Source organism: Humibacter ginsengisoli (genome assembly GCF_054780095.1).
In genome coordinates, this window is record NZ_BAAGWZ010000006.1 from 698,215 (window position 1) to 711,177 (window position 12,963).

Below are 12,963 nucleotides of genomic sequence, written 5' to 3' on the forward strand. Positions count from 1 at the left end.
CGGTCCTGTTCATCGACGGCGCCTCTCCGCGCGCCGCGATTGGAGAGAGAGCGTGGCTACGACCCACACCGCGAGCATCGCGAATCAGGATGAGGACTATCGGCGTATCGGCATCAGCCGAGACGAGATCACTCGCCGGGAAGACGGCGCCCGTACCGATGGTCGCAGCGGCACCTACGAGTGGTGGTACTTCGACGCCCATCTCGACAACGGCGCGAAGCTCGTCGTGATCTTCATGACGAAGGACCTCTCCGCACCCAAGCGCCCGCTCAGTCCCATGATCCGCATGAACCTCGACCTACCGGACGGACGCAGCCTGAACTTCATCCGCGACTACCCCGCCGACTCCTTCTCAGCGGCCACGGATCACGCCGACGTGCGGATCGGTGAGAACCGCTTCACCGGCGATCTGACCCACTACGAGATCGACGCGGAGATCGACGACGTGAAGGTTCATGTGACCCTCGACGCGCAGATACGCCCCTGGCGTCCAGAGACCGGATACCTCGTGTTCGGCGAGAAGCGCGACCTGGAGTTCTCATGGTTGCCCGCCGTGCCGCAGGGCGCAGTCCAAGGCTCCTACGAGGTCGACGGGATTCGCACCGAGGTGAGGGGCGTCGGATACCACGACCACAACTGGGGCAACGTCGGGATGATGTCGATCATCAACGACTGGTACTGGGCGCGCGGGCAGGCTGGCCCGTACTCCGTCATCGCCTCGTACATCACCGCGCACGAGAAGTATGGCTACGATCCGATCCCGATCTTCATGCTCGCCCGCGACGGCCAGATCGTGGCCGACGACGCACGGTTCGTGCGTTTCCTCGCGAAAGACGCCCACACGGACCCGAAGACGGGCAAGCCCGTCGCGAACGTCACGTCGTACTACTACGACGACGGAACTGATCGGTACGTCGTGACGTTCAAGCGCGAGCGCGACCTCGTTGCAAACACCTTCGTCGAGCAGATGAAGGGCCTCCGAAAGCTCGCCGCACGACTCATCCGCTTCGACGGCGCCTACCTACGCTTCGTCGGCCAGCTCACCATCGAACGATGGTCAGGAACCAAGCTCGTGGAGTCGTTCAACGACGAGGCGATCTGGGAGCTCATGTACTTCGGGCATGCTCGCACCGACGAGCGGTCTCCGGTTCGCCCCGCTTGAGAATGCTGCGTCGACCCCGTATCCCGCGCGACTCCGACGAAGCGCCACAGTCCGTACCGCGGACTCAAACACGTTGCCTCGACTCGTCAGCCGGGAGTCTGGACGCCGAGGAAGGCAGGCGGAAGCTGGTTGCGACTTCCCGCCCTCCGCACGGTGCAGGCGCCTGACGGGCGCGCTGGCGGCGCTGAACTCCGGCCCTCGTCTGCTAGCGAGCCCACGGAGGCTAGTTCCCCAACGCCGCCGACATCTCGTGCGTTCATCGCGGCTGTCGAGAGCATCCGAACTCTGCCGATGAACCGAGCGATCTTCGATCACGCGAAGATCGTGTATGTGTTCGAGGGCAACGCCCGCGTCGAAACAGAGCGCGGCATCGTTGACATGCGCGAAGGAGATGCGCTCGCGCTGGGCGCAGGCGCATGGTGCTCTGTCCGCCCGTTGCCGCAGATACGCATGTGGACGCTCTATGTCGACGAGCCTCTTCTCCGCAACCAGATGAACTGGCTCTTGCCTAACCCGGACCGTGTGCAGCCCGGTGTTCATCCATCCGAGTGGACAGGCGGGCCTTTGCTGCTGAGACCGGGCATGGCGGTGCTCCTTCGAGTTGAGCCGCTGTTTCGACAGGTGAGCGTGCTCAGGGACGGATCGGTGGAACCCGAGGTGGCGACGGTACGCGCGCTGGCTCTCCTTCTTCGCGCAACGGAGATGTTGCTTCCGGTCCTTCTGGACGCTCGTCGGTTCCCTCTCGCTCCCGTCGCTGATGGCTTTCCGATCCGAGGAACCCTGACGTCCGCAGCCTCCGTCGGTCACGTTGGGCGCGCCGTACAGCATCTTCGACAGAACCTTGCGCACCAATGGAACGTCGATCTCCTGTCGCGATCCGTTTCACTTTCGCGGACTCACCTCACAAGGCAGTTCACGTCGCTCGTCGGGCTTCCTCCAATGCGATTCCTCAACGAGGTTCGGTTGACCGAGTTCACGCGTCTCATCGAGGAGACCGATGAGACGATCGAAGCCGCAGCGCGTGCGGTTGGCTGGACGGATGCCCGAGTGGCCGCAGCGTGGTTCCGCAGAAGGTTCGGGATATCACCCTCCCACTACCGCAGCCACCCGCACCCCTTCAAGCACGGGCGCACTACGGATGGGCAGAGCTCGGGTCAGCCGACCCCGTAGATGACTTCGCGTTCGCGATGTATCGCGGCGGTTGTCGCGTGATTCGCGGCAGGAGAACCCCATTGCCCTCGTATCGTTGATCCGCTCCACCCTGCTGGTCTACTCCGTTGGGACACGTCGGGTTCATCGTGGAGCCTGACGGTCGCCACTCCTGTTCCGTCCGTCTCGTCCTCTGATCCTCCTGGCGTACCTCATGGTCGCAAGGGCTACTGGCGCATGCTTTCGGCCCTCACCGGGAGGAGGTCGATCATGGCGACAGACGAGGAGACACGAGCGGCGCGGGACGCGGAGCTCGATGAGTTGCACGAGCGGCTGGCTGGTGCCGTCGAGCGGCTGGTGTCCGGCGATGACTGGCGGCGTGCGCTGGAGTTCGCGGCGCGGTTCCGGTCGAGGTCGTTCGGGAACACGCTGCTGATCTTCGCGCAGCACCTCGACGCCTACGAGAAGGGCCGTGTGCCCGACCCGGAGCCCTCCTATGTCGCCGGCTACAAGCAATGGCAGTCTCTCGGCCGGCAGGTCGCCAAGGGGCAGTCGGGCTACGTGATCTTCGCCCCGGTGACGGGGCGGTTCGCGTCCTCGACGCCGCAGGATGCGGAGTCCTGGCGGCGGCTCGGCCGGTTCGAGAAGCCGAAGCCGGGCGAGGCGGTGCGCTCGCGGATGATCGCCGCGAAGCCGGCCTACGTCTGGGATGCCTCGCAGACCACGGGCGATCCGATCCCCGAGCGGCCCGTGCCCCGGCTGCTGGAAGGCGAGGCGCCCGCCGGGCTGTGGGACGGCTTGGCGGCGCTGGTCGAGGCGGACGGCTACCGGGTGCTGCGGGTCGAGCACGAGGGCATGATCCGCGGAGCGAACGGCCTGACCGACTTCCAGGCGCGCACCGTCGCGGTGCGGACGAACATGGACCCGGCCGCGCAGGTGAAGACCCTCGCGCACGAGCTCGGCCACGTCCGGCTCCACGGTCCGGACAACCCCGATTGGGCGAAGCACCGCGGCATCGGGGAGGTCGAGGCCGAGTCGGTGGCGCTGATGATCGGCGCCGCGCACGGCATGGACACCAGCTCCTACTCCGTGTCCTACGTCTCCGGCTGGGCGGGCACGGTGAAGGACAAGGAGCCCTGTGCAACCAGGCGTTCTTCACCAAGGTCTACGTCGATGAGGACGATGAGCTGCGTGTCGAGAACGCCCGCCCGTTCGAGATGCTGCTGGACACCGCCGTCAACGCCGACGCCCTGACCTGGGCTGCAGAAGCAGACAAGACCCGAACCCCAGCCCTTGATTCTTTGGGCCAAGGTTCGAGCCTTGTGCGTTGGGTGCCCCCGCTGGGACTCGAACCCAGACTGAAGCGATTTTAAGTCGCCTGCCTCTGCCGATTGGGCTACGGGGGCGTCGCGCAGCTACACGCAGGTTAGCCGCCTTCGTGCCGCGAGCCACCCGCATGTTGCCGAGCCACCCGCGAATTCGCGGCGATTCCTGGGTGGCTCGGCACTTCGAGGGTGGTTCGGCGCAGGCAGTGCGACGGCGACACGAACGACCGCGCAGGTCTCGCCCGCGCGGCCGTTCGACGTCGTACTCAGCTGGCGACGGATGCCTTGGCCGGCTCCTTCTTCGCCGCCGGCTTCTTGGCCGCGGCAGGCGCGGCGTCGTTCTTCGGCGAGGCCGCCTCGACCTGAGGTTTCGGACGCGCCGCGAACTCCTCGAAGACGCCTCGCGGGTTCTGCACGGCGGCCAGCGAGACGTTGTCGCGGCCGAGCCAGAAGTCCAGCCACCAGTCGCCCAGCACGCGCCACTTGCGTTCCCAGCTCGGCATGGCCAGGCCGTGGTATCCGCGGTGCATGAACCATGCGATCAGGCCCTTGATGGCGAGGTTCTTGTACTGGTAGACACCGATGCCGAGGCCGAGACCGGCCACCGCGCCCAGGGGCTTGTGGAAGTACTCCTTGATGCCCTCGCCGCGCAGCGCGGCGACGATGTTCTTCGCCAGCAGCTTTGCCTGACGCACGGCGTGCTGGGCGTTCGGAACGCAGTACCCTCCGACACCGAAGCCGGTGAGGTCGGGAACGGCCGCCACGTCTCCGCAGCCCCAGGCGTCCGCGATGATGTCGTCATCGGTTCCGACGCGCAGGTCGGCGCGAACGCGGAGTCGTCCGCGCTCCTCGATCGGCAGGTCGGTGTGCCGCACGATCTGCGGGTTCGCCATGACACCGGCGGTCCACACGATCAGGTCGGAGTCGAAGCTCTCACCAGTGGACAGTTCGATGTGGCCGTCGACCGCGCTGGAGAGCTGGGTCTCGAGGTGGATCTGCGCACCGCGCTCGGCCAGGTTCTTGATCACCCAGTGGCTCGTGGGCAGCGAGACCTCGGGCATGATGCGGCCCATCGCCTCGATCAGGTGGAAGTGCGTCTCCTCGAACGTGATCTGCGGGTACTGCTTCAGCAGCGCGCTCGCGAACGCCCGCATCTCGGCGAAGGCCTCGATGCCGGCGAACCCACCACCGACGACGACGAACGTGAGCAGTCGCTCGCGCTCCGGCCCGGGCGGGAGCGCCGCAGCCTTGTCGAAGTTGCCCAGGATGCGATCGCGGATCGCGACGGCTTCCTCGATGTTCTTCAGGCCGATCGCCTGGTCGGCCACGCCCGGGATCGGGAACGTGCGGCTCACCGCACCGGCGGTGACCACGACCTGGTCGTACTCGAACTCCCACGGCTCGCCGATAGCCGGCGTGATCGTCGCCTTCTTCTCGGCGTGGTTCACGTAGGTGACCTTCGCCGTGATCACGTTCGTCTTCTTGAGGTGACGGCGGTGGGAGACGACCGCGTGGCGCGGCTCGATCTCACCAGCGGCGACCTCGGGGAGGAAGGGCTGGTACGTCATGTAGGGAAGCGGGTCAACGAGCGTGACCTCTGCCTCGCCCTTGCGCAGCCACTTCTCGAGTTTCCAGGCCGTGTAGAAGCCGGCGTATCCGCCGCCGACGATCAGGATTTTGGGCACAGTGCAGCGTCTCCTTGAAACGAAAAGTATGAGTCCAATCTACCGCACGGGGTAGTCGGCACATTCGCAGGCATCCGGCGACCAGTCGCCACGCGCCAGCGCGAGGTCGCCGATCGGATTCACTCCCGGTCCTGCCGCCAGCGCATGTGCGGCCAGCGCGTGCAGGCATTTGACCCGGGTGGGCATGCCGCCGGCGGAGAATCCGTCGATCTCCTCGACATGCTCCACGCTGTCACGGTCGGCGAGGTACGCGGCGTGAGCACGCTGGTAGGCAGCACGCAATTCTTCGTCATCTTCGAGCATCCGGCCGAATTCGGCCATGACTCCGGATGCTTCCAGCCTCGACATCGCGGCCGTCGCGGCCGGATGGCTCAGGTAGTAGAGCGTCGGGAAGGGTGCACCGCCGGGCAGCCGTGGCGCGGTGGCCACCACGGTGGGAGCGCCGCACACGCATCGCGCGGCGATGCCGATCACGCCACGTGCCGGGCGGCCGAGCTGTGCTGAGACGACCTCGATGTCGCGCGCCGACACCGCATCGAACGGGGGTGTTGTCATCGGATCACTCTGGAGAAATCATCGGGAGAGCTGTGCGGCCGTCTGGTCGGTCAGCCCCGCAGTGAGGAACGATCCGGCGATCGTGGTGAGCCAGTCCGACTTGGTCTTCTGGATGCTAGAACTCACCGGTGCGTCATTCTTCTTAGGTGCCGGCGGCCGGTCGTCGATCACAAGATAGCTGGTCTCCCCCGGCATCACGAAGAGCAGTCGCTGCCTGGCCTGGGCCTTGATGTAGTCCGGATCGCTCCAGTCCGCGACCTGCTTGTTCAGATCGGTGACCTTCTTCGCCGTGTCGGCGTTGCTCTGCTCGAGCTTCGCGATCTGGTGCTGCTGGTCGACGTAGAGGTTCAGCGTGGGCGCAACGACCAGCACACCCAGCACGACGAGGCCGAGCATCACAAGGCTGAACCAAGAAAAGCGGATGCCGCGCAGCCATTTCGCGGAGGCGCGAACGTTCGAGGCGGGCATGCTTCCAGTCTGGTGCACGCCCGCCCCGAATCCCGTGAGCTACGCCGTGAAGCGCGGGAAGGCGCTGCGGCCGGCGTACTCTGCTGCCGTGTCGAGCTCCTCCTCGATGCGCAGCAGCTGGTTGTACTTGGCGACGCGTTCGCTTCGAGCGGGTGCACCGCTCTTGATCTGACCGGAGTTCACCGCCACGACGAGGTCGGCGATGGTGGTGTCCTCGGTCTCGCCTGAGCGGTGCGAGAACATCGTGGTGTAGCCGGAGCGGTGCGCCAGAGCGACAGCGTCGAGCGTCTCCGTGAGGGTGCCGATCTGGTTGACCTTGACCAGCAGTGAGTTGGCGACCCCGAGCTCGATGCCCTTGGCCAGGCGCTTCGGGTTGGTGACGAACAGGTCGTCGCCGACGAGCTGGATCTTCTTTCCGAGCTTCTCGGTGAGCAGCTGCCAGTTCTCCCAGTCGTCTTCGGCGAGGCCGTCCTCGATCGTCACGATCGGGTACGAGTCGACGAGGTCGGCGTAGTAGTCGATCAGCTCGGGCGCCGACCACTGCTTTTTGTCGAGCGTGTACACGCCGTCGTCGAAGAACTCGGTGGCCGCCGCATCCAGCCCGAGGGCGATGTCGCTGCCCGGGGTGAAGCCCGCCTTCTCGATCGCCTTGACGAGGAAGTCGAGACCCTCCCGGTTGCTCGGCAGGTCGGGGGCGAAGCCGCCCTCGTCGCCGAGGCCCGTGCTGAACCCCGCCGCCTTGAGCTCGGACTTGAGAACGTGGTAGGTCTCTGCACCCCAGCGCAGCGCCTCGCGGAAGGTCGATGCGCCGATCGGCGCGAGGAAGAACTCCTGCATGTCGATGCCGTTGTCGGCGTGCTCGCCGCCGTTGATGACGTTGAACAGAGGCACCGGGAGCACGTGCGCGTTAGGGCCGCCCACGTAACGGAAGAGCGGAAGGTCGGCGGCGTCGGCCGCCGCACGGGCGACGGCGAGGCTGACGCCCAGGATGGCGTTGGCTCCGACGCGGCTCTTGTTCTCGGTGCCGTCGACCTCGATAAGCGCCGCGTCGACCGCACGCTGTTCGGATGCCTCGAATCCCTCGATCGCCGGGCCCAGTTCGTCGAGCACAGCGTCAACGGCCTTCTCGACGCCCTTGCCGCCGTAGCGCGACTTGTCGCCGTCGCGGAGCTCGTACGCCTCGAACGCTCCGGTGGATGCGCCGGAGGGAACAGCCGCACGCGACACGGTGCCGTCTTCGAGAAGCACCTCGACCTCGACGGTCGGGTTGCCGCGGGAATCCAGAATCTCGCGAGCGCCTACAGCCTCGATCAAAGCCACAACGGTCTCCTTGTTTCTTCATGGGTGAGGGGGTATCGCCGGCGACGGCGCCGACAGGGGCACGGGCGAGCGCCCGGCGCGGCCAAGTCTATATCCGCGCTCGGGCGCCTCTCGGCGCTGCAAAGCAGCGGGCGGCCGTCCTCACGACGACCGCCCGCTGACGTGGAGTTGCCCGCTACTTGCTGGTGCCCTGCGACACCGATCCCTGCAGCTGACGCTGGAAGAAGACGTACACGATGAGCACGGGGATGACCGTGATGACGACAGCCGCGTACAGCGCGCCGAAGTCGACGGAGTAGCCCGCCTGCGACGCGAAGGATGCCATGCCCTGGGTGAGCACGTAGTTGCTCTGGTTCGAGTTCAACGCCACGGGCAGGAGGAACTGGTTCCACAGGCCGAGGAAGTTGAAGATCGCGACGGCTGCCATGCCGGGGGTGGCCATCGGCAGCATCACCTGGAAGAACGTGCGCCACTCGCTGGCTCCGTCGACCTGCGCTGCCTCGTAGATCTCGTCCGGCAGCCCTTGGAAGAAGGAGTACAGGAAGAAGACCGTGAACGGGAGCGCGAACGCGACGTACGTGAGGATCAGGCCGGGCAGGGTGTTCAGCAGGCCGATGCCCTGCAGGATCTTGAACAGCGGCACGATCGCGAGGAAAGGCGGGAACGTGAGGCCGGCGAGCATCAGATAGTAGATCGCCCGGGCGCCGAAGAATTTGAAACGTGCGAGCACGTAGGCGCACATGGCGCCGAGGATCATGACGATCACGAGCGCGCTCACGACCACGATCAGGGTGTTGGCGAAGTAGCTGCCGATGCCCGACCCGTTCCACGCGTTGACGTAGTTCGTGAAGTCGAGCTTCTGCGGCAGGCTGAACGGGCTGTCGAGGATCTGCTTCGTCGTCTTGAACGACGACATGAACACCCACAGCAGCGGGATGCCCACGATCAGCGACCAGGCGACCAGCAGGACGTGCGAGGCGGTGCCGACAGCGACGTCGCCGCCGGTGAGCTTCGTCTTGTTACGGGAAGGCTTGAGGCCGGCCGTGCCGGCCTTCACGGTCGAGGCGGTGGCGGTCATGCTCGGCCCTTCTCTTCTCGTCCCTTGCTCAGCCGGTTCACCGCGAACACGATCGCCGCGAACAGCAGCGTGATCGCCGCGAGAACGACGCCCATCGCCGTTGCGTAGCCGAACTGGCCCTTGCGGAACGCCGTGTTGAACAGGTCCTGGCTGATCACGAGCGTCGTGTTGGCCGGTCCGCCGGCATTGGGGAACAGCGCGGACATGTAGACGAAGGAGTCGAGGGCCGCGATGCCCAAGTAGATGTATGCGGTCTGGATGTTGTCGCGGATCGACGGGATCGTGATCGAGATCGCGGTGCGGAAGCGCCCTGCACCGTCGAGGCGGACGGCTTCGTAGGTTTCGGCCGGGATGGCCTTGATCGCTGCGACGAACAGCACCGTGTAGAAGCCGATGAAGCCCCAGATGATGACGAACATCGACGCCGGCATCGCGGTGGCCACCACGCCCAGCCAGGCGAAGTTCGTGAACTGGTGAAGGCCGATCGCGGTGAGGAAACCGTTCAGCAGGCCGGAACTCGGGTCGTACACCTCCGCCCAGATCAGGCCGATCACGATGGCCGGGATGCAGTACGGGAAGAACGAGACGGTGCGGTAGAAGCCCGAGCCCTTAATGCCGCGGATCTGCCCCTTGCTGGGACCGGCGACCGTGACCACACTCGCGATCACGAGTGCGACGAAGATCGTGACGAAAGGCACGATCAAGCCCAGCAGGATGCAGTTGAGCACCGCGTGCATGAACGTCGAGTCCTGCGCGAGGTTGATGAAGTTCGTGAAGCCGATGAAGTTCATCGTCGGCGAGAACCCGCCCCAGTCCGTGAGCGAGTAGTAGATGGCCTGGACGAACGGCAGGATCACGAAGATCAGGAAGATCGCCAGGGGCAGGATCAGGAACACCGCCATGAAGCTGACCCGGTCGAAGGTCCACCTGGTCGTGCGGCGGCGCCCGGGGGGCGGGGCGAGCCGCCCCCCGGTCGTCGTGGTGCTGTTCGGTACGGTCACTTGGATGCCGCGGCCTTGTCCGAGATCGCCTGCATCTGCTGCGTCAACTGCGCGACCGTGGCAGCCCCTGAGAGGAACGAGTTCCAGATCACGAGCTGGTCGGTGTTGAGACCGTAGAGGCTGGAGAACTCCCAGTCGAAGATGTTGTCGCCTGCGGCGTCGAGCATCTTCGTCTGCGAGACGAGCGCGGTCGAGCCGAAGCCGTCTGAGGGCACGAGCCCCTTGACGATCGTCGGTGCCAGACGCGTCTTGGAGAAGTTCGTTGCGGCGTCCTTGGAGAGCATGGCGCGCATGATCTCCTTGCCGCCGGCAACGTTCTTGCCCTGCGACGGGACGATGTACGGCTCACCGGCCGCTGCCCGCAGCGATTCGTACGGCATCTTCGGGCTCGAGGTGACGGTCGGGCACGGGGCACCGGTCATCTTGAAGTTGGCCGCCGTGGCCTTCTTCATCTCATTCTCGATCCAGCCGCCCGACGGGTAGAGGATGGCCTGCTGGTCGTTGCTCCACTTGGCCTGTGCCGCCGTGAACTGTGTTCCGGCACCACCGGGGATGAAGTATCCGGCCTGAACGATCTGCGCGAGCTTGTTGAAGACATCCTGGATCGGCTTCTGCGACCAGGCGTTCTTCTCGAGGTTGTTCACAGCGTTCAGGACATCCTTGCCGCCCTCCTTGATGGCCGAGTCGAGGGCCAGGGTGAGGTAGTAGGTCGCCGCTTCCTTGCCCCAGACGAAGAGGTACTTGCCCTTGGCCTTGGCCTTGGCGCCCAGGTCGATGGCCTCGTCCCACGTCTTCGGCGGGGTCCAGCCGTTCTCCTCGAACAGGCTTGCCGAGTACCAGATCGCGTAGACGGTCATCACATAGTTCATCGCAACGAACTTGTTGCTGAACGTGCCCGGCGTCTTCACGTTCGGGTAGAGGGTGTCGGAGATCTTCTTGCCCTCGTAGTTGTTCGCCTCGAATACGTCGTCGAGGGTCTCGAGGCTCTTCAGGATCGTGTTGAAGCCGATCTGGTTCGCACCCGAGTTGTCGATGAGGTCCGGCGGGTTACCACCGACGAAGCGAGGCTGCAGCGACTGCGCGATGTTCGTCTGCGGCGTGACCTTGGACTTCGTCTTCCACTTCTTGTCGACGAGGTTCGCCGCGAAGGTGACGTAGTCGTAGCCGTAGCCGCCGTTGAAGATCACGGCTTCGATGCTCGAGCTCTCCTTGATGCCGAACGGGTTCGACGCCGACTTCGTGCCGCCACCGCCGCCACCGTTGCCGCTCCCGCTGGAGCAGGATGCGAGCGAGACAGTGATCGGCACGGCGACCGCGGCGGCCAAGGCGCCGCGCAGGAACATGCGCCGGTCCAGTCCTCTGTTTTCTGTGGTCATGGTAGGTATGTTGCCTTTCCGTGTTCTCGAATGTGTTGGTGGTGCGTCAGGTGCGGCCGGATCGCCGGCTGGTCAGGCGGTCCGGCTGATTCGGTCTCGATAGAGGTCCTCCAATGCCTGGTTGTGCTCGTCCCCGCCCGGAATGTTCGCCGAGATGTAGACGGGCGGGGTCTGCCCGGATTCGGCGATGCGCTCGGCGACGGCGAGAGTGAGCAGCTGTGCGATGAACGCCGCCGTGATCGACGAGATGGCGCCGGCCTTCACTCCGCCGGACAGCTCGAGCGTGGCGTCGCCGTACGGAGCCTTGTTGTCGATGACGACATCCGCGATGTCGCGCAGCTTCTTGCCGCTCGGATGCTTCGGCTCGACCGCGTCGGTGTGCTCGAGGCTGGTCACCGCGATCACCTTGTGTCCGGTCTCCTTCGCCTTCAGTGCCATGCCGACGATGGAGCCGTTCACACCGGAGTTCGACGCGATGAGGAAGACGTCGTGCTCTCCCACCGGGGTCAGCTCGAAGAGCTCGTCGACGATCGCCGGGTCGCGCTCCAGGCTGCTGCCTCCCAGGATGTCCACCTCGCGAGAGCCGCGCAGCACGACGTCGCGCAGGGCGATGCGGTTCGTGGGGATGAGTCCGCCCGCCCGTCCGGCGATCTCCATCGCGAACGCCTCCGAGTGCCCCGTGCCGAAGGCTTGGAGCACGCCGCCTGCCACGACCGCGTCGACCAGCAGGTCGATGGCGGGGTCGAGGGCACCGGCATCCGCCTCGGCCGTCAACGCGGCGATGCGCGTCTCGGCCTCGTGCCGGAAGTCGTCGAAGAGGCGGGTCATGCGTGCTCCTTTTCGTGTGAGTCCTCGCGTCGTTCGGAGGTCGTGCGACCGGACTTCTCCAGGTCGCGCGGCCTGCGACCCCGTGTCGAGCGGCGGTGCGGCGACACCGCGAGTGCAGACGCAGCGAGCGTCGTCGTCGTACGCCCGAAGTTGCGCTGTGCGACCAGCAGATAGAGCAGGTCGAGCACGAACAGCTGGGAGTGCTTGGCCGAGAGGTCGTCGGGCTGCAGGAACTGCTCGTGCGCCAGAGTCACGATGTGCTCGTGCGCCACCTGCGCCAGCGGCGAGTCCGGTGAGTTGGTGACGGCGATGGTGAGGGCACCGGTCGACTTGGCGCACTCGAGCATCTGAATGGTCTCTTCGGTGAGACCGGTGTTCGAGATGCCGATGGCGACCGAATGCTCGTCCTGCAGCGCGGCACTCGTGAGACCCGCGTGCACCTCTGGCCAGAAGTGCGAGTTGATCCCGATGCGGTACAGCCGGGACTGCATCTCCTCGGCCATGATCGCGCTGCCGCCGATGCCGTACAGGTCGACATGGCGACTGGTGGCCACGCGCGTGGCGATCCGCTCGAGCCGGGCGAGGTCGATGAGCTCCGCCGTCTCGTGCAGCGACCGGGTGTGCGCGGTGAGCAGGGTGCTCATGACCTGCGTGGGCGAGTCGTCCGGGCCGAACGCCCGGCCGATGTCTTCGCTCCAGGTCTCGCGCGCTCGCTCGCGCCCGACATCCGATGCGACGGCGACGCGTAGCGGCACATACCCGGAGAAGCCGATGGTTCGGCAGAACCGCGTCACGGTGGCGGGAGAAGTACCGGCGGATTCGGCGAGCTCGGTGATCGAGAGCCGGAGCGGCGCGTCCGGGGATTCCAGCAGCAGCGAGGCGATCTTCGCCATTGCCTGCGACATCTGGGGAAGGCGAGACTGGATGCGCATGCCGACGCCCGGGCCCGCAGCGGCCGGGACGGCGCCCTGGTCGCTGGTCACTCCGGGGGAAGCATTCATGTGAAAATCCGTCTC

Annotated in this window: 12 protein-coding genes and 1 tRNA gene; 3 read left to right on the plus strand and 10 right to left on the minus strand. The window is 65.7% G+C overall.

The window, feature by feature from the left end; genetic code table 11:
* Window positions 1-52: 52 nt before the first annotated feature.
* The 3 genes from ACYVI5_RS11555 (at window position 53) to ACYVI5_RS11565 (ending at window position 3,565) form a co-directional block, all read left to right on the plus strand.
* Complete coding sequence (locus ACYVI5_RS11555; protein ID WP_460580290.1) at window positions 53-1,162, plus strand: lipocalin-like domain-containing protein; 1,110 nt, start codon at window positions 53-55, stop codon at window positions 1,160-1,162.
* A 702-nt stretch (window positions 1,163-1,864) separates the two neighbouring features.
* Complete coding sequence (locus ACYVI5_RS11560; protein WP_460580596.1) at window positions 1,865-2,332, plus strand: helix-turn-helix domain-containing protein; 468 nt, start codon at window positions 1,865-1,867, stop codon at window positions 2,330-2,332.
* A 249-nt stretch (window positions 2,333-2,581) separates the two neighbouring features.
* The gene (locus ACYVI5_RS11565; protein WP_460580291.1) at window positions 2,582-3,565 is read left to right on the plus strand and encodes an ArdC-like ssDNA-binding domain-containing protein; all 984 of its coding nucleotides are present in this window, start codon (window positions 2,582-2,584) and stop codon (window positions 3,563-3,565) included.
* Window positions 3,566-3,643: 78 nt separating this feature from the next.
* Here the strand turns inward: ACYVI5_RS11565 and ACYVI5_RS11570 are convergent.
* From ACYVI5_RS11570 to ACYVI5_RS11615, 10 genes are all read right to left on the minus strand, one after another.
* A tRNA-Leu gene (locus tag ACYVI5_RS11570) sits at window positions 3,644-3,717 on the minus strand.
* A gap of 185 nt (window positions 3,718-3,902) precedes the next feature.
* On the minus strand, window positions 3,903-5,321 hold the full coding sequence (locus ACYVI5_RS11575; RefSeq protein WP_460534604.1) for an NAD(P)/FAD-dependent oxidoreductase: 1,419 nt from the start codon (window positions 5,319-5,321) through the stop codon (window positions 3,903-3,905).
* 39 nt (window positions 5,322-5,360) lie between these two features.
* The gene (locus ACYVI5_RS11580) at window positions 5,361-5,876 is read right to left on the minus strand and encodes a DUF501 domain-containing protein (RefSeq protein ID WP_460580292.1); all 516 of its coding nucleotides are present in this window, start codon (window positions 5,874-5,876) and stop codon (window positions 5,361-5,363) included.
* 18 nt (window positions 5,877-5,894) lie between these two features.
* Window positions 5,895-6,344: an FtsB family cell division protein gene (locus ACYVI5_RS11585; protein WP_460534608.1), complete on the minus strand. Its 450-nt coding sequence runs from the start codon at window positions 6,342-6,344 to the stop codon at window positions 5,895-5,897.
* A 39-nt stretch (window positions 6,345-6,383) separates the two neighbouring features.
* Window positions 6,384-7,664: a phosphopyruvate hydratase gene (gene eno / locus ACYVI5_RS11590; RefSeq protein ID WP_460580293.1), complete on the minus strand. Its 1,281-nt coding sequence runs from the start codon at window positions 7,662-7,664 to the stop codon at window positions 6,384-6,386.
* A gap of 175 nt (window positions 7,665-7,839) precedes the next feature.
* On the minus strand, window positions 7,840-8,742 hold the full coding sequence (locus ACYVI5_RS11595) for a carbohydrate ABC transporter permease (protein WP_460534612.1): 903 nt from the start codon (window positions 8,740-8,742) through the stop codon (window positions 7,840-7,842).
* Complete coding sequence (locus ACYVI5_RS11600; protein ID WP_460580294.1) at window positions 8,739-9,743, minus strand: carbohydrate ABC transporter permease; 1,005 nt, start codon at window positions 9,741-9,743, stop codon at window positions 8,739-8,741. The genes ACYVI5_RS11595 and ACYVI5_RS11600 overlap by 4 nt, the downstream gene beginning before the upstream one ends.
* Window positions 9,740-11,119 (minus strand): type 2 periplasmic-binding domain-containing protein, encoded by a 1,380-nt coding sequence (gene ngcE, locus ACYVI5_RS11605; RefSeq protein WP_460580295.1) that lies wholly within the window; start codon window positions 11,117-11,119, stop codon window positions 9,740-9,742. Before ngcE ends, ACYVI5_RS11600 begins: the two co-directional genes overlap by 4 nt.
* Window positions 11,120-11,191: 72 nt before the next feature.
* On the minus strand, window positions 11,192-11,947 hold the full coding sequence (locus ACYVI5_RS11610; protein ID WP_460580296.1) for a sugar isomerase domain-containing protein: 756 nt from the start codon (window positions 11,945-11,947) through the stop codon (window positions 11,192-11,194).
* On the minus strand, window positions 11,944-12,948 hold the full coding sequence (locus ACYVI5_RS11615; RefSeq protein WP_460580297.1) for a MurR/RpiR family transcriptional regulator: 1,005 nt from the start codon (window positions 12,946-12,948) through the stop codon (window positions 11,944-11,946). The genes ACYVI5_RS11610 and ACYVI5_RS11615 overlap by 4 nt, the downstream gene beginning before the upstream one ends.
* Between the last annotated feature and the right edge of the window lie 15 nt (window positions 12,949-12,963).

What these genes read in the sequence shown, in the direction of transcription:
- ACYVI5_RS11615 (WP_460580297.1), bottom strand. Translation starts at nt 12,948, where the DNA reads ATGAATGCTTCCCCCGGAGTGACCAGCGACCAGGGCGCCGTCCCGGCC.
- ngcE (WP_460580295.1), bottom strand. Translation starts at nt 11,119, where the DNA reads ATGACCACAGAAAACAGAGGACTGGACCGGCGCATGTTCCTGCGCGGC.
- ACYVI5_RS11565 (WP_460580291.1), top strand. Translation starts at nt 2,582, where the DNA reads ATGGCGACAGACGAGGAGACACGAGCGGCGCGGGACGCGGAGCTCGAT.
- ACYVI5_RS11610 (WP_460580296.1), bottom strand. Translation starts at nt 11,947, where the DNA reads ATGACCCGCCTCTTCGACGACTTCCGGCACGAGGCCGAGACGCGCATC.
- ACYVI5_RS11580 (WP_460580292.1), bottom strand. Translation starts at nt 5,876, where the DNA reads ATGACAACACCCCCGTTCGATGCGGTGTCGGCGCGCGACATCGAGGTC.
- ACYVI5_RS11595 (WP_460534612.1), bottom strand. Translation starts at nt 8,742, where the DNA reads ATGACCGCCACCGCCTCGACCGTGAAGGCCGGCACGGCCGGCCTCAAG.
- ACYVI5_RS11585 (WP_460534608.1), bottom strand. Translation starts at nt 6,344, where the DNA reads ATGCCCGCCTCGAACGTTCGCGCCTCCGCGAAATGGCTGCGCGGCATC.
- ACYVI5_RS11560 (WP_460580596.1), top strand. Translation starts at nt 1,865, where the DNA reads ATGTTGCTTCCGGTCCTTCTGGACGCTCGTCGGTTCCCTCTCGCTCCC.